The sequence below is a fragment of the Brenneria sp. g21c3 genome, from assembly GCF_040240345.1.
In the GTDB taxonomy this organism is placed as follows: domain Bacteria; phylum Pseudomonadota; class Gammaproteobacteria; order Enterobacterales; family Enterobacteriaceae; genus Brenneria.
In genome coordinates, this window is record NZ_JBEIAB010000016.1 from 67,012 (window position 1) to 85,075 (window position 18,064).

Annotated in this window: 17 protein-coding genes and 1 pseudogene; 5 read left to right on the top strand and 13 right to left on the bottom strand. The window is 55.7% G+C overall.

Annotated features, from left to right (window positions below; translation table 11 throughout):
* Positions 1-104 precede the first annotated feature (104 nt).
* The 3 genes from ABRZ28_RS19245 to ABRZ28_RS19255 form a co-directional block, all read right to left on the bottom strand.
* A complete protein-coding gene (locus ABRZ28_RS19245) occupies positions 105-548 on the bottom strand; it encodes an arginine:ornithine antiporter (RefSeq protein WP_330521177.1) in 444 nt (147 codons plus the stop codon).
* Positions 549-586: 38 nt separating this feature from the next.
* Entirely contained in the window at positions 587-1,174 is a 588-nt protein-coding gene (locus ABRZ28_RS19250; RefSeq protein WP_319605689.1) for an RpoE-regulated lipoprotein, read from the bottom strand.
* A 209-nt stretch (positions 1,175-1,383) separates the two neighbouring features.
* Entirely contained in the window at positions 1,384-1,809 is a 426-nt protein-coding gene (locus ABRZ28_RS19255; RefSeq protein ID WP_319605688.1) for a GNAT family acetyltransferase, read from the bottom strand.
* A gap of 187 nt (positions 1,810-1,996) precedes the next feature.
* On the opposite strand from ABRZ28_RS19255, the gene hemF reads away from it, so the two are divergent.
* On the top strand, positions 1,997-2,941 hold the full coding sequence (hemF, locus tag ABRZ28_RS19260) for an oxygen-dependent coproporphyrinogen oxidase (RefSeq protein WP_330521178.1): 945 nt from the start codon (positions 1,997-1,999) through the stop codon (positions 2,939-2,941).
* Entirely contained in the window at positions 2,941-3,387 is a 447-nt protein-coding gene (locus ABRZ28_RS19265; protein ID WP_330521180.1) for a YaiI/YqxD family protein, read from the top strand. The genes hemF and ABRZ28_RS19265 overlap by 1 nt, the downstream gene beginning before the upstream one ends.
* Before the next feature lie 61 nt (positions 3,388-3,448).
* Here the strand turns inward: ABRZ28_RS19265 and maeB are convergent, their stop codons facing one another.
* The 7 genes from maeB to ABRZ28_RS19300 all read right to left on the bottom strand — a co-directional run bounded on the left by maeB (position 3,449) and on the right by ABRZ28_RS19300 (position 12,911).
* Positions 3,449-5,728: an NADP-dependent oxaloacetate-decarboxylating malate dehydrogenase gene (gene maeB / locus ABRZ28_RS19270; RefSeq protein WP_330521181.1), complete on the bottom strand. Its 2,280-nt coding sequence runs from the start codon at positions 5,726-5,728 to the stop codon at positions 3,449-3,451.
* A 227-nt stretch (positions 5,729-5,955) separates the two neighbouring features.
* Positions 5,956-6,918: a sugar-binding transcriptional regulator gene (locus ABRZ28_RS19275; RefSeq protein WP_319605684.1), complete on the bottom strand. Its 963-nt coding sequence runs from the start codon at positions 6,916-6,918 to the stop codon at positions 5,956-5,958.
* 326 nt (positions 6,919-7,244) lie between these two features.
* Positions 7,245-8,102 (bottom strand): phosphogluconate dehydrogenase C-terminal domain-containing protein, encoded by an 858-nt coding sequence (locus ABRZ28_RS19280; RefSeq protein WP_330521182.1) that lies wholly within the window; start codon positions 8,100-8,102, stop codon positions 7,245-7,247.
* Between the two features lie 38 nt (positions 8,103-8,140).
* On the bottom strand, positions 8,141-8,977 hold the full coding sequence (locus tag ABRZ28_RS19285) for a sugar phosphate isomerase/epimerase family protein (RefSeq protein WP_330521183.1): 837 nt from the start codon (positions 8,975-8,977) through the stop codon (positions 8,141-8,143).
* A 25-nt stretch (positions 8,978-9,002) separates the two neighbouring features.
* Complete coding sequence (lerI, locus tag ABRZ28_RS19290) at positions 9,003-9,776, bottom strand: L-erythrulose-1-phosphate isomerase (RefSeq protein WP_330521184.1); 774 nt, start codon at positions 9,774-9,776, stop codon at positions 9,003-9,005.
* Entirely contained in the window at positions 9,773-11,545 is a 1,773-nt protein-coding gene (gene lerK, locus ABRZ28_RS19295) for an L-erythrulose kinase (RefSeq protein WP_330521185.1), read from the bottom strand. Before lerK ends, lerI begins: the two co-directional genes overlap by 4 nt.
* Before the next feature lies 1 nt (position 11,546).
* The gene (locus ABRZ28_RS19300) at positions 11,547-12,911 is read right to left on the bottom strand and encodes an MFS transporter (RefSeq protein ID WP_330521186.1); all 1,365 of its coding nucleotides are present in this window, start codon (positions 12,909-12,911) and stop codon (positions 11,547-11,549) included.
* Between the two features lie 441 nt (positions 12,912-13,352).
* On the opposite strand from ABRZ28_RS19300, the gene rpiB reads away from it, so the two are divergent.
* Positions 13,353-13,811, top strand: coding sequence for a ribose 5-phosphate isomerase B (rpiB, locus tag ABRZ28_RS19305; RefSeq protein WP_319605678.1), 459 nt, complete (start codon positions 13,353-13,355; stop codon positions 13,809-13,811).
* A gap of 89 nt (positions 13,812-13,900) precedes the next feature.
* Positions 13,901-14,074: pseudogene (locus ABRZ28_RS19310) on the top strand (transaldolase family protein); the annotation flags it as partial.
* 150 nt (positions 14,075-14,224) lie between these two features.
* Here ABRZ28_RS19310 and nudK read toward each other — a convergent pair.
* The 3 genes from nudK to grpE all read right to left on the bottom strand — a co-directional run bounded on the left by nudK (position 14,225) and on the right by grpE (position 17,009).
* On the bottom strand, positions 14,225-14,803 hold the full coding sequence (nudK, locus tag ABRZ28_RS19315; protein ID WP_319605676.1) for a GDP-mannose pyrophosphatase NudK: 579 nt from the start codon (positions 14,801-14,803) through the stop codon (positions 14,225-14,227).
* Between the two features lie 120 nt (positions 14,804-14,923).
* The gene (locus tag ABRZ28_RS19320) at positions 14,924-16,162 is read right to left on the bottom strand and encodes an Nramp family divalent metal transporter (protein ID WP_319605675.1); all 1,239 of its coding nucleotides are present in this window, start codon (positions 16,160-16,162) and stop codon (positions 14,924-14,926) included.
* Between the two features lie 268 nt (positions 16,163-16,430).
* On the bottom strand, positions 16,431-17,009 hold the full coding sequence (grpE, locus tag ABRZ28_RS19325; RefSeq protein ID WP_330521187.1) for a nucleotide exchange factor GrpE: 579 nt from the start codon (positions 17,007-17,009) through the stop codon (positions 16,431-16,433).
* 130 nt (positions 17,010-17,139) lie between these two features.
* On the opposite strand from grpE, the gene nadK reads away from it, so the two are divergent.
* On the top strand, positions 17,140-18,018 hold the full coding sequence (gene nadK, locus ABRZ28_RS19330) for an NAD(+) kinase (RefSeq protein WP_319605673.1): 879 nt from the start codon (positions 17,140-17,142) through the stop codon (positions 18,016-18,018).
* Positions 18,019-18,064 lie beyond the last annotated feature (46 nt).

Genomic DNA, 18,064 nt, shown 5'->3' on the forward strand with positions numbered 1-18,064 from the left:
GCTTAAGCGCAAAATCATCACCAACGCCGGGTTTATCGCGTTAAACATGGCGGAAGATATTGAGAAGGTATTTGAATATCAACCACAAGGAAAATGCAGATTTGTTATGAAACCGCGTTTTTTCGTCTATCGACGCGAATAAAGCGCAAGCTCAGCACTTTGGCTATCTCAGAACATAACAGCAATCCGAGGTTCAACAGCGCGTGTTGAACGCCGATGATGCCAATCAACCAGGGAATAAAAGACAGGGAAGGCGTTACCGTCAGCAACCTGACCGGCGTTTGCAGGTACGCCAGCGTGATGGCGCACCGACGCTGACGTAAAAAAAGCCAGGCCGATACGGGAAGGGAAAGCGTTAAGCACAGCGATAGTATGAAAAACAGATCGCCATAAACGCCCAAAACAGGGCGATTCGACAAAAAGGCAAGCGTATCATCGTAAATCGGTATTCTTTGATGCGAAAAATTCAGCCATAGAAAGCGAACGACATAGGCAAGATCCATCATCCCCCAGAAATAAAAGATCGGCGTCGCCTTAATCCCCATCATGACTAAATCCCTTTTATATCGGCAAAAAGAGGCGGCGATCAGTCGCGAGCCTGCGCATGCCAGACGATCTTACTGACCCGCCAGCTCTTGAGAATATCGTCGGAAGGCATCAGGCCTTCCGGTCCGCGCCACTCGCCGGAAAACAGATAGCTGACATGTTTGCTCTGCGGCGCGACACACTCAACGCTTTGAGCATCATCCCCTTGCCCCAATTGGCAGGCGCCAAATGCCTTGCTGTAGGATGAATCGAACGTATCGCCGATTTTAACCCCCCACTCGCTGTCAATCGCCGCATCCATCACTTCCACTTTCCGGACATGGCTTTTAGGTTCGCCGCTGATAATCAGCTTCACGTCATTACCATCCAATGCCTGATAGAACGCCACCAGTTGTCCGTTGCTCGAGCCCATGCCGCTACGCAGGCGATAGTCATTATTCAGCGCCGCCTGTAAAACGGATTCCGATAGCGGCGTACCGGCATTAATGCCGCCGACGCCGCTATCCGTTACCTGGATTGAACGGCCAAACCAGTTAAACGGCGACAGGCTGGACCAGGAAAAATGAGACAGGCTGCCGCACCCGGTCAGCAACAACGGAAAAACCAATAATAGTGGGCGAAATTTCATTACATTAACTCCTTCAATATTGAACGGGCTGAATCAGTAGCCGCCATCACCCGATTTGAGTTTGAGTATAGGGTCGAAGGAAAGTGCCGTAAAACGGGGAAGAAATCGGACGCCGATGGCGATGCGTCGCTCAGACGGACAGACGGACAGACCCGGCAATGACGAGCCTGACGTCACAGGGCGTGAAGCGGATGACGCCAGACGGCGGATCAGTATTCCTGATCCTCAATCAGCCGTTTTCCCAGCGTGACGCTGTCGACCATCTCATAGTCGAGTTTTTCATACATGCCGATCACCGCGTCGTTATCCTCACGCACCATCAGATGAATTTTGGGGCAGCCGCGGGCGATAAGTTTCTTTTCCAGGCGGCTGATCAACGCATTAGCGATACCTCTGCCTCGAAAATCCGGATGAACGCCAAGATAATAAGCCGAGCCGCGGTGACCGTCGTAGCCGCCCATGACCGACCCCACCACTTCACCGCCGACTTCAGCGATTAGAAACAGATCGGGATCGTGATTCAGCTTACGCTCAATATCCATTTCAGGATCGTTCCACGGGCGCAGCAAATCGCAGCGTTCCCAAAGAGTGATCACTTCTTCAAAGTCATCTTGCCGGAATATGCGGATTTCCATCACATTGACCAGGTTGCAATTAGGTAAGCTCTGATTATCGCGTGATTTGTGTCAGACGCAATATCAAATTGCGCCCAGGCCATGGAAATCCCCCGACAAGTTCAGCGACGGGGATAGTATTTATTACACGCGGCAATAATCGTTATACTTAGCGCCTTTAGCGATCCAGGACACGAGACGTTAGCCTATGCCGAACATTCAGGCGGTAACATCCTTTCTGCGCACGTTGCAGGACGAACTCTGCCGACAGCTTGCCGCCGCGGACGGCGCCGCGAACTTTGATGAAGATATCTGGCAGCGCGCGCAGGGCGGCGGCGGATGCAGCCGCGTCTTGTCCGACGGCAGCGTCTTCGAACGCGCCGGCGTCAATTTTTCTCATGTCGCGGGCCATTCATTGCCGCCATCGGCCAGCGCGCATCGTCCGGAACTGGCGGGACGCAGCTATCAGGCGCTGGGCGTATCGCTGGTTATTCATCCGCGAAACCCTTATGTTCCCACCAGCCACGCCAACGTGCGCTTTTTCATTGCCGAAAAACCGGGCGAAGAGCCGGTATGGTGGTTCGGCGGCGGCTTCGATCTGACGCCGGTTTATGGCTTCGAGGAAGACGCGGTGCATTGGCACCAGACCGCCCACGATCTGTGCCGTCCTTTCGGCGCCGATATTTATCCGCGCTATAAGAAATGGTGCGATGACTATTTTTATCTCAAACACCGCAATGAAGCGCGCGGCATCGGCGGATTATTCTTTGACGATCTGAATACGCCGGATTTCGCCACCTGTTTTGATTTTACCCGGGCGGTCGGCGAAGGATTTCTGGCGGCTTATCTGCCGATCGTCGAAAAACGCAAGGCGCTGCCGTGGGGCGAGCGCGAGCGTGAATTTCAGCTCTACCGGCGCGGACGCTATGTCGAATTCAACCTGGTATGGGATCGCGGCACGCTGTTCGGGCTGCAAAGCGGCGGACGCACCGAATCCATTTTAATGTCGATGCCGCCGCTGGCCCGCTGGGAATATCAATATCAACCTGAACCAGACAGCCCGGAAGCCGCGCTGTACCGCGATTTTTTACCCGTCAGAGACTGGCTGAACGATAATAACCGCGCAGAAACCGCAACAGGAGTAAGCCAATAATGCAGATTTGGGTCGACGCCGATGCCTGTCCGAACGTCATTAAAGAGGTATTGTTTCGCGCGGCGGATCGCACCGCCACCCTGACCACGCTGGTCGCCAACCAGTCGCTGAAGGTGCCGCCGTCACGCTTTATTCGTACCCTGCGCGTCGCCGCCGGCTTTGATGTCGCGGACAACGAGATTGTGCGCCGGGTTGAAACCGGCGATCTGGTGGTCACCAGCGATATCCCGCTGGCGGCGGAAGTGATCGAAAAAGGCGCGGTGGCGCTCAATCCGCGCGGTGAACGCTATACGCCGGACACCATCCGCGAACGGCTGAACATGCGCGATTTTATGGATACCATGCGCGCCAGCGGCATCCAGACCGGCGGGCCGGCGACCCTCAATCAACGCGATCGCCAGCAGTTCGCCAACGAACTGGACAAATGGCTGCGGCAAGCCACCTAAGGCAAGATAAAAAAAGCCCGCCGGAGCGCGTACTCCCGCGGGCTTTTTTAGCTCAGGCAGATTACAGCGGCTGGGTCTGCGCTTCCACCACCGCCAGCGCCACCATGTTGACGATACGGCGCACCGAGGCGATAGGCGTCAGGATATGCACCGGTTTGGATACCCCCATCAGCACCGGCCCGACCGTCACGCCTTCCGAGGACGATACGCGCAGCAGGTTATAGCTGATACGCGCCGCTTCCATATTCGGCATAATCAGGATATTGGCCGATCCTTTCAGCGGACTGTCCGGCATCTGCTCGCGGCGGATCGCTTCCACCAGCGCGGCGTCGCCGTGCATCTCGCCGTCAATTTCCAGTTCCGGCGCCAGTTTATTCACCAGCGCCAGCGTGGCGCGCATCTTCTGTGCGGTGAGCGAATCGGAAGTGCCGAAGCTCGAATGCGACAACAGGGCGACCTTCGGCTCAATGCCGAAACGACGCACGGTTTCCGCCGCCATCAGGGCAATTTCAGCCAGTTGCTCCGGCGTCGGATCGGCGTTGACGTAGGTGTCGGCGATAAACGTATTCCCGCTCGGCAACAGCAACGCATTCATCGCGCCGGCCACATGCACGCCCTCGCGGTAGCCGAACACTCTCTCCACCACGTCGAAATGCTCTTCGTAGGTACCGATGGTGCCGCAAATCAGCGCATCCGCTTCGCCGCGCAATACCATGATGGCGCCAATCAGGGTTGGATTGCCGATCACCTCGCGCTGCGCTTTTTCCTGCGACACGCCGCGGCGTTTCATTATTTCGAAATACTCGCCCCAGTATTCTTTGAAGCGCGGGTCGGATTCGTTATTCACCACTTCAAAATCTTTACCGATGGTCAACTGCAACCCCAGCTTTTGCAGACGCATCTCGATGACGTTCGGACGACCGATCAATATCGGGAAGGCCAGCCCCAGCGTCACCAGCTCCTGCGTCGCATGCAGCACGCGCGGATCTTCCCCTTCGGCCAGCACCACGCGGCGCGGCTGCTGACGCGCCTGGGAGAAAATCGGTTTCATAAACAGATTGGTTTTATAGACGAACTGGGTCAGCTTCTCGATATAGGCGTCGAAATCCTCAATCGGCCGCTTGGCGACGCCGGACTCCATCGCCGCTTTCGCCACCGCCGGCGCGATTTTGATAATCAGCCGCGGGTCGAACGGTTTCGGGATCAGATACTCCGGCCCGAACGACAGATCCTGATCGCCATAGGCGGACGCCACCACTTCGCTCTGCTCCGCCAGCGCCAGGTTGGCGATGGCATGCACACAGGCCAGCTTCATCTCCTCATTGATGGTGGTGGCGCCGACATCCAGCGCCCCGCGGAAGATGAACGGGAAGCACAGCACGTTGTTCACCTGATTCGGATAATCGGAACGACCGGTGCAGATGATGGCGTCCGGGCGCACTTCTTTCGCCAGAGGCGGCAGAATTTCCGGCTCGGGGTTGGCCAGCGCCAGAATCAGCGGACGCGGCGCCATGGTTTTCACCATCTCCGGCGTCAACACGCCGGGGCCGGAACAGCCGAGGAAAATATCGGCATCGGGAATGACGTCCGCCAGCTTACGCGCGCCGTTATCCTCAACCGCGTAGGCCGCTTTGGTTTCTTCCATATTTTCATCACGGCCCTGATAAATCACCCCGCGCGAATCACAGACGACGATGTTGCGTTTCTGAAGGCCCAGCGCCACCAGCAGATTCAGACAGGCGATGGACGCCGCGCCGGCGCCGGAAACCACCAGACGCACATCGGCGATATTCTTCTCCACCACGCGCAGACCGTTCAGCACCGCGGCGGTACAGATGATGGCGGTGCCGTGCTGATCGTCATGAAATACCGGGATCTTCATCCGCTCGCGCAGCTTTTTCTCAATGTAGAAACATTCAGGCGCCTTGATGTCTTCCAGATTGATACCGCCAAACGTCGGTTCCAGCGCCGCGACAACATCGATCAATTTATCCGGATCCAGCTCATCCACCTCAATATCGAATACATCAATACCGGAGAATTTCTTGAACAGAACGCCCTTCCCCTCCATCACCGGCTTGCCGGCCAGCGCGCCGATGTTGCCAAGACCCAGCACGGCGGTGCCATTCGATATCACCGCCACCAGATTACCGCGCGCCGTATACTTGTACGCCGCCAGCGGATCCTCGGCGATCTCAAGACATGGCGCGGCGACGCCGGGAGAGTATGCCAAGGCCAGATCGCGCTGAGTCGCCAGCGGCTTGGTCGGCGATACCTGAATTTTCCCTGGTACCGGAAATTGGTGGAAATCCAATGCGCTCTGTTTCAATTGGTCGTCCATTGTTACGTCCTTTGTCTGTTTTCGTTATGGGGAGGGAATGAGGTTATAGAGGGCCAGTATAATGTGTGTGGTTTGTTAAACTTTGAAGGACGGCAAAAAGCGGAATTTAATTTCGCTTAATATAGTTAATATAATTAATTTACAACTCGGTTTTGCCGCCGGCGCGGGTTACCGGCGGCAAAATCAGTATCGGGAGTTAGACAAGCGGCGCTTTGACGGGACAGACTTCACTGCGTCATGTTTAAAATCGTGCGGATATTCCCGGCGCTGGTGGCGATAATATCAATCGCGCCGGTGCGCAACGCGCCAAGGATCGCCAACGCTTTGGTATTTTCGGAGGCAATGGCAATCACACAAGGGATTTTGTGCAGTTCCTCAATACTGACGCCAATCACCCGATCGTTCATGACCGTATCGACATGCTGACCCTGCGCATTAAAGAAATCATAGCCGGCGATATCGCCAATGACGCCCTGATTGAGGCTCGCATCGATAATCTCGTGCGGCGTAAACCAACCCAGCTTCACCATGTAGCTGTTTTCGTTCATATCGCCAATGCCGACCAGCGCAATATCCGCTTTGCGCGCCCGATCCAGCGTTTCCTTAATGGTGCCGTTTTGCATAAACGCGTCTTTCAGCGCCCGATTCTCAACATAGGCCGGGGAATAAAGCGTTTCGCTGCTGCCGCCGAATTTCTTCGCCAGACGCCGGCTAATGTGGTCGGCGTTGATGGCATCGCCGGGGCGATGCGTCCCGCCGATACCGCAGATAAAGCGACAGTTACGCTCAACCACATTACTGACGTGATCGGCCACGGCCGCGACATTGCGCCCCTGCCCGACGGCCACGACCATGTCATCTTTTAGGGTCAGCGCCAGATGGTTGGAAACCAGCGCCGCCACCTGACGCCGTTGTTCTTCCTCCCCCTGATAATCCAGCGCGATCAACGCGCGTTTTATCGGAAAACGCTCCAGCATTTGTTGTTCAAGGCGGGTACTGAATACCGGATGATAGCGTACGGTAATTTCAACAATCCCCTCCTCCTTTGCCCGTTTGAGCAAACGACCAACCTTGATGCGTGAAATGCCGAACTTCTTCGCGATCTCTTCCTGAGTAATTTCGTCCTGATAATAGGCTACGGCAATTTCAGTCAGCAGTTCGTTTTCCTGAGATCCTGGTTGCTTTTCCATCCGGTAAAATTTTCCTTAAACAAGGTGATGCGACCCTATACCCAATAGATGTCGAGTGGCATGAAAGGCGGCCACCGGGAACGGGCCGGGTAAAACAGCCAATGCATCTGCGACTTGAAGGATGGCGGGTATAAAGCAGTTTATACAGACGCTGTACCTACAGATGAAAACAGGTCGTGGTAAGAGATTGTTGCATGATGAAGAACACGGCTCAACCCCGGCGCCGTGATATAGAAATAATGTAAAGGGTACAAATTATAATGCGACGACGCCAGGCCAATGGCCGGCGCCGTCGATATGACCTGCTGAAACAACCTTTCCGTTACTCAACGTGATATCGCGTCGATTTTCAGCATACGCGCAATCACCAAATCAAGCTCTTTCTCATCGAAGATCTTCTTCCAGTCAGGTTTGATAATGTTCTCTTTACCGTACTCAATAGCGATCATACAGGCGTCGGAGAATGGATTGGTACTGCGGAAGGCGACAGCCAGCGCAATCTGGATATGGCCATAAAGAATCGCTTTCGCCGCGGCTTCCGGCACGCCAACGGTGTGAATGGTTTCATCCAGCGCTTCTTTCATAAAGGTACCCACCATGCAGGCTACGGTTTCTACCAGCGTCGGCTCCAGATAGGCGAGCTGTTTTACCGTCACCCAGTGTACGTCAAGCACCGGGCCGTACATCACTTTGATTACATGGGCCAGCGTCTCTTTCTGCTCATCGCTGCCCGTTTCATAAGATGCGACGACGTGCTGAGGCGCGGCGACGCCGCCGAAAGCATCAGCGTGCTCTTCCGGCGTGAAACGATCCAGGAACACCGACGGGTGGCAAGGGTGCGCAACGGCATAGTCGATATCATCGCGCCTGGCGATCAGATTGGCATAAGCCGCCGCCGGATCGAGCGTCAGCAGGATAGCGGAACTTTTCATCTGCGGGACAACCTGCGCCGATACGACCTTCAGGGCAATATCCGGCACGGCCAGAATCACCACGTCGCTTTCCGGGATGACATGCTCGGCGACGGACAACTCTCTGCCCGCGGCAATAACCTGTTCCTGCGCGCGCGGCGAGTTCTCACAGTAGAAAACCTGATAGTCGCTTTTCTGGAAATTGGCGGAAATGCGCATGCCCATTTTACCGCCGGCACCTAATACCGTAATTTTTTTTAATTCAGCAGCCATGACGATTACTCCTCGAATTTGGGTACATCGGATTTTGTTTAAACAGAATGAGTTTCCTGTCGCGCAGAAGGCGCAGACGGGTTCCTGCCGTACAGGTAATGCAGGCTATGACGCGTCCAGACTTCTTCCAGCCGGCAGGTTTCTTCTGCATTGGACTGCCACGGAAGCCAGTGCTCGACGATCTGGTTGATATTGTTTTCATTCGGACGAACGGCCTGTTGGAGATAGTCGTAATCCAGTAAGCCGTTTCCCAGCAGACAGCCTGAATAAGTAAAACCAACCCACCCTTCCTGCCGGGCAAAAGCGAAATCTTTAATATGCAGGTTCACGACGCGACTGGCCGCCATGTCGATCACTTCACGCGGATATTCCAGCGCGGCAACGCAGTTGCCGGGATCGAGACAAATTCCCAGCGCGGGGCTATCAATGGCATCGACGACGGCGAGCACGTCACGGGTTTTGACCTGTTCGTACGTCTCCAGCCCCAGGCGGACATCCTGTTTTTCAAACTCGGGCAGCACGCGACGCAGCAATGCCAGCGCCTCTTCCTGCGTAGGCTTGTGCGCGGCGGAATTGAACATCGTGCGCACAAAACGCACGTCCAGCGCGCGCGCCATAGCGAGATAACGCGACAGGTGTTCCGTCGCCAGCCCGCGCGTCCCCAGCTCAAGCTGAACCCCCTGATCGACCGCACGCTGGCGCAAATGCTCCAGTTCGGGCGCCGATAACGTTTCCAGCGCGGCATAATCACAAATCTGAAAAACACTCGCGCCGGCTTCCGCGGTTTGTTCCAGCATGGCTTCCAGTCCCAGCGGCGTCGGCACGCGGGAAGAGGCTCGCCAAAAAAACGCATAGGTGCTTAATCCGATTGCCATTTTTTTTCCTCTGTTGTCCTTGCGCCTACCGATGCAGCGCCAGCGCTTCATCCAAAATCGACCGGAAAGCGGCCGGATCATGGGCGAAACGCCCCAAAAACAGACCGTCAACCGGTTCGCCAAGCTGACTCAGCAATCCCGGTCCAGCGCTGCCGCCATAAATCACCCGACCATCGCGCACGTCCGCCTGCTGGTTGAATTTCTGCTTCAGCGCCTGACAAACTTCGCTAATTTCATCAACCGGCGCGGGCTCGATACTGCCGATCGCCCACTGCGGCTCATAGGCCAGGATCAGATCGCCGGTTAGCTGCTGCTTTCGGGCCAGATCCAGCGCGGCGTCCAACTGCGCCTGGCAGATTTCGATCGCCTGCCGCACCGAGCCACGATTTTCCTCGCCGACGCACAGCACCGGGGTCAGGCCATTACGCCAGGCGGCGGCGGTTTTCAGCGCGATATGTTCATCCGTTTCGCCAAAGTAGCGACGGCGCTCGGCATGGCCGATTTCCACATAGCGACAGCCTATTTCATGCAGCATGGCGCCGCTGACTTCACCGGTAAACGCGCCGCTGTCCGCCCAGTGCAGATCCTGCGCGCCCACGCCGACCGGGCCGTCGGCCAGAGTGCGGATAACCGGCGCCAAAGCCGGAAAGGCGGGTAGAACAAATAGCCTGACCTGCGGCCTCGACGCCAGAGGGTGCTGTGCAACGATGGCGCCGACTTTCCGGCACCAGTCGAGCGTTTGCTGATAGCCGAAATACATTTTCAGGCTGACGCCCAGCGTCAGTTTACGTGCGCTCATCGCTCACACTCCCCGTGCGTCACCGCCTGAGAGGAGGACGCTGAAGTTTGCGCGGAATTCAATACCGCCGAGACGGCCTCAACAATCATGGCCAGCGATACCGCACCCGCATCGGGCGTGCCGAGACTTTTTTCCGCCAGCGGACGAGCGCGGCCAATTTTGGGACGCAGATGCGCGGTTTCTTGCGCCGCCCGCTGCGCGCGAATCACCGCCTGCTGCCAGGCCTGAGGCAACGAGGCGCCTTCATTGACGAGCCGGGTCAGTTCATCGCTAAACGGACTCAGCACATCAACCAGCGTTTTATCGCCCAGTTTCGCCTTGCCAAAATGCATAATGCTCTCTTTGGCCTGGCGGACGCCCTCCGCCACGCAGTGGCCATCAGGACGTTTCTCATCCCCCAGCACGATGCCCAGCGCGTTAAGCGCCACGCCCCAAATCGCGCCGGAGGTGCCTCCGGCCCGATCGGCCCAGGCATCCGCCGAACGCTGTAATAACGTGCCGGCCCCCGCCTGCCGCGCCAGCATCTCCGCCGCTTTCTCTGCCGCGGCAATCACGCCGCGCTCCATACCGATGCCGTGATCGCCATCGCCGGCGATGGCGTCAATACGTCCCAGTTCTGCAACGTTTTCCACAATCACCCGTTTTGCCGCATCCAGCGCGGCGGACACACAGCGAGCCGCATCCCTTGAGACGTCCGTCGCCGGCGGGATCGTTTCCGGCTCGGCCGCCAGTTCCCGCTCGGCCAACGGTTCGGCGGCCAACACGCTGCCTTTACGGAACGCGGGCGTATCGGCCGGCGCGCGCCAGAATCGCTCCAGTTCGTCATCCAGCCAGCACAACGTGAGCGACAGGCCCGCCATGTCAAAGCTGGTCACCAGTTCGCCGACTTCCGGTTCCACCACCGTTAACCCCTGTTCAGCCAGCAGTTGCGAAACCCGGCGATAAACCACAAACAGTTCTTCATACTTCACACAGCCCAGGCCATTAAGGATCGCGCTGACCCGCTGCCCGGCAATGGCGCCAATCCCCGCCGGCACTTCCGCCAACAGTGAACTCACCAGCAGCTCCGCCAGGTCATCCGCGCTGGATATCGGTCCTTCCTGAATGCCCGGCTCGCCGTGGATCCCCATACCTACCGCCATCGTACCGGCAGGAACCTGAAACAGCGGCTGTTCCGCCCCCGGCAGAGTACAACCGGAAAACGCGACGCCTAATGAACGCGTGCGCTGATTGGCTCGCGTGGCGATCTCAAGTACCGCGGCCAGATCGTATCCGGCTTCCGCGGCGGCGGCGGCGGTCTTGAAGACCATCAAATCGCCCGCCACGCCGCGTCGCTTTTGCCATTCGTTCAGCGGCGCGCTGGAGATGTCATCGGTCACCGCCAGCAGCTCACAGGGAATACCTTCCGCATTCAGGCGCGCCTTAGCCTGACCAAAATGCAGAACATCTCCCGCGTAGTTGCCGAATGTCAGCAGTACGCCGCCGCCATTGTGCGCAGCTCTGGCGACAGAACAGATCTGCTGTGCGGAAGGCGAGGCAAACAAATTGCCCATTGCCGCGCCGTGCGCCAGCCCCTGGCCGACCAGCCCGGCGAACGCCGGATAATGGCCGGAACCGCCGCCCACCACAATGGCGACCCCACCTTCACGACTGCGCGTACTTCTGACCACGCCGCCGGGAACCTGACGTACCTTGCCGGCATGCGCGGCGACAAAGCCTTCGACTAATTCCCTGGCAAACGCGGAAGGTTGGTTGAACAAATAAGTCATATCAATGCTCCTGTGTTGCGGATACGGCTTTGGATTGCCGATCCGAACGGCTGAGCAGGACAATTAACACGGCTGAAAGCAGCATCAGGCCGCCGACGATCATCATCGGAATAATGTAGGTTCCGGTGAGGCCACGCACCATACCTGTTATGTATCCCGCGGAGAAACCGGCGATATTGCCAATGGTGTTAATCAATGCGATAGCGGCGGCGGCCGACGCCCCCGTCAGGAACTGAGTCGGCAGCGTCCAGAAGTTGGGCAAGGCGGCAAAAATGGAGCAGGCGGTCACCGTAATCACGGCTATCGTCGCCGTCGGCGACTCCATAAACAACGCCAGAGGAATACTGACCGCGCCGGTCAGCGCCGGGATGGCGATGTGCCATGAACGACAGCCGCGTCGAGTGGCGTCACGCGACCAGAAATACATGACGATGGCGGCAGGCAGATACGGCACGGCGGTAATCAGCCCTTTTTCCATGACATTAAACGTCGTTCCGAACTGCTGTTGGAAACCGGCGATAATGGTTGGCAGGAAGAACGCCAGCGCATACAGGCCATAAATGAAACCGAAGTAAATCAGACACAACACCCATACGCGTTTGTTAAACATCACGGTCATGACGCCAGGGTGCTTGCTGTGGTTTTTCGTGGCGTGTTCGCTCTCCAGCTCGCCCACCAGCCAGCGTTTCTCGTCATCATTCAACCATTTTGCTTCTGCCGGGCGATCGGCCAGATAGAACCAGGTAATAATGCCGACGACAATTGCCGGTATTGACACGCCGAGAAACATCACGCGCCAGCCGGAAAGCCCGAATAAGCCATGCTGATCGATAAGCCAGGCGGCCAGCGGCGCGCCCAGCACCACCGTCAGCGGTTGAGCCAGATAAAACAGCGCCAGGATTTTGCTGCGGTAGCGGGCTGGAACCCACATACTGAGGAACAGAATCGCGCCGGGGAAAAAACCGGCTTCCGCAATCCCCAGTAAAAATCGCAGCGTATACAATCCTTCGACGCTGCTGACCCAGGTAAACAGCAGCGAAACAATCCCCCAGGTCACCATAATGCGCGATAACCACTTGCGGGCGCCGAAACGGTGCAGCGCCAGATTGCTGGGTACTTCAAGCAGAATATAGCCAATGAAAAAAATGCCGGAAGCCAGTCCGAACTGCGCAACGGTCAGCGACAGATCGGTATTCATACCATTAGGGCCAGCGAAAGATATCGCTGTGCGATCGAGAAAATTAATGAAGAACATCAACCCGACGAAAGGCACCAGACGCAGGGAAATCTTGCGAATGGCCGATTTTTCTACAGAAGACGGGATTGAAGACTGTTCTGCGGTTTCAGTAACAGAGATCTTACTCATACGGACTCCTCACGACCGATAGTCACACCATTCCGTAACTCCGCCTCTACGCCAGGCTGTTCCTGAGCAACGCCGTAATACTTGATCATTGGGTACCCGGTGCGACCTTCTCTCTTTTTTGTCTTTTTTATCTCGTGCATGCAGGTCTGACACATTGTGATCTCCTCAAAAAGGTTTAGATCATTAACACATTCAATGAACATATGAACAATAGCTTTACCACGATCTTTTGCCTATAGCTGACGTTTAAAAAGTGTGAGCATGATCTAGATATGTATCAAAAAGGTAAAAAAGCCGCTAAAACTCATCCTTCTGGACAAAAAATGCTCTTTTAAAGAATGTTTATACCTGTAATCAATAAAACAAATATTCACCAATTGAACATTTGATCGGGTCGGTATATGTTTATAGCCGGTACATTTCAAAAGGCAGGAGGTAGACATGCTCTCGATTGCGATAGGTGCGGACAGTGCCGCAATTGATCTGAAAAACACGATTGTTGATTACTTGCAGCAACAGGGATTACAGGTAACCGACTATAGTTACGATCCGACCGGCGATAATCCGATCTACCCGGATATTGCCTACACGCTGGCGCACGCGATTAAAGACGGTAAACATGCGCGAGGGATCCTGCTGTGCGGCACCGGGATCGGCATGAGTATTGTCGCCAATAAAGTGACCGGTATCCGTGCGGCACAGTGCCACGATACCTATTCAGCCCAACGCGCGCGAAAAAGCAACGATGCGCAGATTATTGCGCTCGGCGCGCGGGTCATCGGCCCTGAGCTGGCAAAAGAGATCGTCTCCGTGTGGCTGACATCCGAGTTTGAAGGCGGCGGATCCGCCCCCAAAGTCGAGAAAATAAGCTATTACGAAAATCAGGAAAACGATCGGTGAGCCTTTCCCACTTCGATGCAAGGAACTCAGCCATGAACCAGTTAGACGCCCTTAAACAGTTCACCGTGGTGGTAGATATCGACGCCATACGCCGACTCACGCCGTCAACGGAAGCGTTTCACCACCCGGCGTCCTTATCCGAACCCGAATTTCGCTGGGAGCATAATCAGGATCCGATGGCGGTGGATAAATTGGCGGAGGGGATCCGTCTGTTCGCCGCCGATCAGCAAAAGCTGGAAAACCTGCTGGCGGCCAGACTGTAATTTTTCGCCGCCGGCAATCCGCACCCAAACCGGCGGATGACAGAGCCGGACGCATTCGGGCAACGCGTTCGACTCATCGTTGTTGAACCGCATTCAATAAATACGCGCTTAACCAGCCGGACAAGCGCACGTAAAGGACGGATTACGACGTCATTTCGCAAACCATCCCCGAATATAGGCGTGTTGCAGCAGCATAATGGTTTTCGCGTCTTTAATGCGGCCGTCATTTATCATGTCCATGGCCTGCGTGAAGGGCAATTCCAGCACTTCGATATCTTCGTCCTCGACACCGCCGCCCGTGTTGTTATGGTCGGCATCGCTATACTCGGCGGCGAAAAAATGCAGCCGCTCCGTCACCCCGCCGGGCGACATATAGGCATCAAACAGTTTCTCCACCTGACCGACCGCATAACCGGTTTCTTCTATCGCCTCGTTGCGCACGCAGGCTTCCGGCGAGTGATTGTCCAGCATGCCTGCGCAAGCCTCCAGCAGCATGCCGCTTTCATTGCCATTCAGGTAGGTTGGGATACGAAACTGCCGGGTCAGGATAACGGTACCCTTGCGCCGGTTATACAGCAGGATGGTCGCGCCGTCCCCCCGGTCGTAAACCTCGCGGATCTGACGGACGACGCCGCCATTCTTTCTTTTTAAATCAAAAACATATTTATGCAGAATAAACCAATGATCGGACAATAGTTTTTTTTCAATGATATTGATAGGCGACGACATCACAGCCCCCAAATAAAACGTCGTTTGAGACGGCACCAGGAAGGATAACGGGCGGCAAGGCCCGTTACAAAAAATTCAATGCCCGATGATAAAGCGGGATCCGGCGGAATGCACGTAGCATCACCATCCCAACGCCGTGCTGACGAGCAGGTAAACATTAAGCGCCACCACAACGAAAACTATCGCTTTTCCGACATTCTGTATTAACCGGCTGTTTACCATCTCTCCCATCAATGCCCGGTTGCCGGTGAAGGACAGTAAGGGGATCAGCGCCAGCGCGATACCAAAGCTCAGGATAACCTGACTGAATACCAGCACCTGGGTGGGATCCATGCCCAGCAAAATAACAATGAATGAGGGCAGCATGGTGACGCTCCGCCGTACCCACAGCGGAATATGGAAATGGACGAACCCCTGCATCACCACCTGTCCGGCCAGCGTGCCGACCACGGTCGAGGAGAGTCCCGCCGCCACCAGACTCAGGCCGAAAATCGTCGCTGCGGCCTGGCCCAGCAGCGGCTCCAGCGTCAGATAGGCCCGATCCAGATCGGCGATATTCTGATTGCCGCTGAAATGGAAGGCCGCGGCGGCGGTCGCCATCATGGCCAGATTGACAAACCCGGCGATGGTCATGGCCACGGCGACGTCGACTTTCGTGGCGGAATAGCGTTCGGCGCGGGAGTGTCCCCCCGCGCGCTGCGTCAGAGATGAGTGCAGATAAATCACGTGAGGCATGATGGTTGCGCCCAGCACGCCGGCCGCCAGAAACACCGCATCCGACGTCGGCAGGCTGGGAATGGCGAGTCCGCGGGTCAGTGCGGCTAATTCAGGCTGAGAGAAAACCAGTTCGACGATATAAGCGGCGGCGACAAACAGCAACAATCCGCCGATCACCATCTCCAGCGGCTTCTGCCCGCGCCGTTGCAGCATCAAAATCAAAAAGGTGGCGATGCCGGTGAGAATCGCCCCTTCAAGCAGGGAGACGCCCAACAGCAGTTTGAAACCGATGGCGGCGCCGATAAATTCAGCCAGATCGGTCGCCATCGCGATAACCTCGGCCTGAACCCAGTAGGCCCAAACCACGGGGCGAGGAAAACGATCGCGGATCAGTTCCGCCAGATTTTTTCCGGTGGCGATCCCCAGCTTGGCCGACAACAGTTGGATCAACATCGCCATGACATTGGCCCATACCACAACCCATAACAGGGTGTAGCCGTAGGCGGCGCCGGATTGAATATTGGTTGCGAAGTTACCAGGATCGATGTACCCGATCGCCGCGATAAACGCCGGCCCCATCAAAGAAAGTTTAACTTTTCTTGATGTACGGCGTGCTGATTCGGCGACTCGACTGCTCGACATAGTATAACCCTTCTAACGCTATTGTTTTTATCACCTTCACATAAATGATAATGATTATCAAGCGCATTTAAAATGGCAATAACGATTCTTCTGATAGATAAATATGATGGTCCAACAAGAGGATAAAAAACACGCCTTTAATAAAAAAACCTTAACAAAATATAAACAAAAACCCCACGCCGAGGCATGGGGTCAGAGTGTAACGCAAGGTCTCAGGCCGCAGGAAACAACAGATATCCCGGTCTGCGACGTGAAAGATGAAAGGTAATCAGGCTTTCGCTTTAGAGACCGCCACCATCGCCGGACGCAGCAGGCGTCCATTCAGCGTGTAGCCCTTCTGCATCACCATCATGACGTGATTGGGTTCGTGATCGGCGGATTCCAGCATGGTCATGGCCTGATGGACGTCCGGATTAAAGGGAACATTCACGTCCTCAATGACTTCAATGCCAAACTTATGCACGGCATCAAGCAGTGATTTCAGCGTCAGTTCGATACCTTCAACCATCGGCGCCAACGCTTCGTTGGATTTATCCGCCAAATCCAGCGCACGTTCAAGATTGTCGATCACCGGCAGCATTTCGCTGGCGAATTTTTCCACCGCGAATTTATGCGCCTTCTCAACATCGATTTCCGCACGGCGGCGGATATTATCGGCTTCGGCGCGGGCGCGCAGCACGTTATCACGTTCACGCTGTTGCAACTCGCTCAACTGCGCTTCCAGTTCGGCGATACGCGCATCGCGTGGGTCGGTTGCGTCTGTTGCGCCTTGCGCCTGTTGCCCTTTTGCCGCGTCCGTTTGATCCAAGACTTGCTCGTCAGGCGTGTTCTGTTCTTTACTACTCATGAAATTCTCCGCGTTTTAGCATTAATCCCGCTAGTTGCTTATTATGGGGATCAAAACCGGGGATTCAAGGGAATCAGTCACATATTGATTTCCCCGCTACTGGCTCATTACGCCGAGGATAACGACAGCAATGAATAAACCGTTTAAATGTATTGGCATAGTCGGCCATCCGCGCCATCCTACCGCGCTGGCGACCCACGAAATGCTCTATCATTGGCTGACCAGTATAGGTTATACGGTGTTGATTGAGCAGCAGATCGCCCTCGATCTGAATCTGAAAGGCGCGCAAAGCGGCAGTCTGGCCGAGATTGGTCAGAAAGCCGATCTCGCCGTGGTGGTGGGCGGCGACGGCAATATGCTGGGGGCCGCCCGGGTACTATCGCGTTACGACATTCAGGTTATCGGCGTTAACCGCGGCAACCTCGGCTTTCTGACCGATCTGGATCCCGACCACGCCCAACAGCAACTTTCCGATGTATTAAGCGGTCAGTATCTGAGCGAACGACGTTTTATGCTGGAAGCGCATATTTGCCGCGCCGATCGGCCCAGCAGCAGCAGCACCGCGATTAATGAAGTGGTGCTCCACCCGGGGAAAGTGGCGCACATGATTGAATTCGAAGTCTATATCGACGACAGCTTCGCCTTCTCCCAACGTTCGGACGGCCTGATCATTTCCACGCCCACCGGCTCCACCGCCTACTCCTTATCCGCCGGCGGCCCGATCCTGACCCCCTCGCTGGACGCCATTACGCTGGTGCCGATGTTCCCCCATACGCTTTCGGCGCGTCCGCTGGTAATCAACAGCAGCAGCACCATCCGCTTAAAGTTTTCCCACATCACCAGCGATTTGGAAATCAGCTGCGACAGCCAGATTTCGCTGCCGATACAGGAAAAGGAAGAGGTGCTGATTCGCCGCAGCGAATATGCGCTGAATCTTATTCACCCTAAAAATTATAATTATTTCAATACGTTAAGTTCAAAGCTCGGCTGGTCGAAAAAATTATTCTAAAATCGCTTTTCACCACTTTACTGTATATAAAACCAGTTTATACTGT

Bases quoted from the DNA above. Each gene is read 5' to 3' on its own strand.
- ABRZ28_RS19275 (WP_319605684.1), bottom strand. From the start codon at position 6,918: ATGGAAAAGCAACCAGGATCTCAGGAAAACGAACTGCTGACTGAAATT.
- ABRZ28_RS19300 (WP_330521186.1), bottom strand. From the start codon at position 12,911: ATGAGTAAGATCTCTGTTACTGAAACCGCAGAACAGTCTTCAATCCCG.
- ABRZ28_RS19245 (WP_330521177.1), bottom strand. From the start codon at position 548: ATGATGGGGATTAAGGCGACGCCGATCTTTTATTTCTGGGGGATGATG.
- lerK (WP_330521185.1), bottom strand. From the start codon at position 11,545: ATGACTTATTTGTTCAACCAACCTTCCGCGTTTGCCAGGGAATTAGTC.
- nudK (WP_319605676.1), bottom strand. From the start codon at position 14,803: ATGTCGTCGCCTATCAATATCATTGAAAAAAAACTATTGTCCGATCAT.
- nadK (WP_319605673.1), top strand. From the start codon at position 17,140: ATGAATAAACCGTTTAAATGTATTGGCATAGTCGGCCATCCGCGCCAT.
- maeB (WP_330521181.1), bottom strand. From the start codon at position 5,728: ATGGACGACCAATTGAAACAGAGCGCATTGGATTTCCACCAATTTCCG.
- ABRZ28_RS19320 (WP_319605675.1), bottom strand. From the start codon at position 16,162: ATGTCGAGCAGTCGAGTCGCCGAATCAGCACGCCGTACATCAAGAAAA.
- ABRZ28_RS19255 (WP_319605688.1), bottom strand. From the start codon at position 1,809: ATGGAAATCCGCATATTCCGGCAAGATGACTTTGAAGAAGTGATCACT.
- grpE (WP_330521187.1), bottom strand. From the start codon at position 17,009: ATGAGTAGTAAAGAACAGAACACGCCTGACGAGCAAGTCTTGGATCAA.
- ABRZ28_RS19250 (WP_319605689.1), bottom strand. From the start codon at position 1,174: ATGAAATTTCGCCCACTATTATTGGTTTTTCCGTTGTTGCTGACCGGG.
- ABRZ28_RS19265 (WP_330521180.1), top strand. From the start codon at position 2,941: ATGCAGATTTGGGTCGACGCCGATGCCTGTCCGAACGTCATTAAAGAG.
- ABRZ28_RS19280 (WP_330521182.1), bottom strand. From the start codon at position 8,102: ATGGCTGCTGAATTAAAAAAAATTACGGTATTAGGTGCCGGCGGTAAA.
- ABRZ28_RS19285 (WP_330521183.1), bottom strand. From the start codon at position 8,977: ATGGCAATCGGATTAAGCACCTATGCGTTTTTTTGGCGAGCCTCTTCC.
- rpiB (WP_319605678.1), top strand. From the start codon at position 13,353: ATGCTCTCGATTGCGATAGGTGCGGACAGTGCCGCAATTGATCTGAAA.
- hemF (WP_330521178.1), top strand. From the start codon at position 1,997: ATGCCGAACATTCAGGCGGTAACATCCTTTCTGCGCACGTTGCAGGAC.
- lerI (WP_330521184.1), bottom strand. From the start codon at position 9,776: ATGAGCGCACGTAAACTGACGCTGGGCGTCAGCCTGAAAATGTATTTC.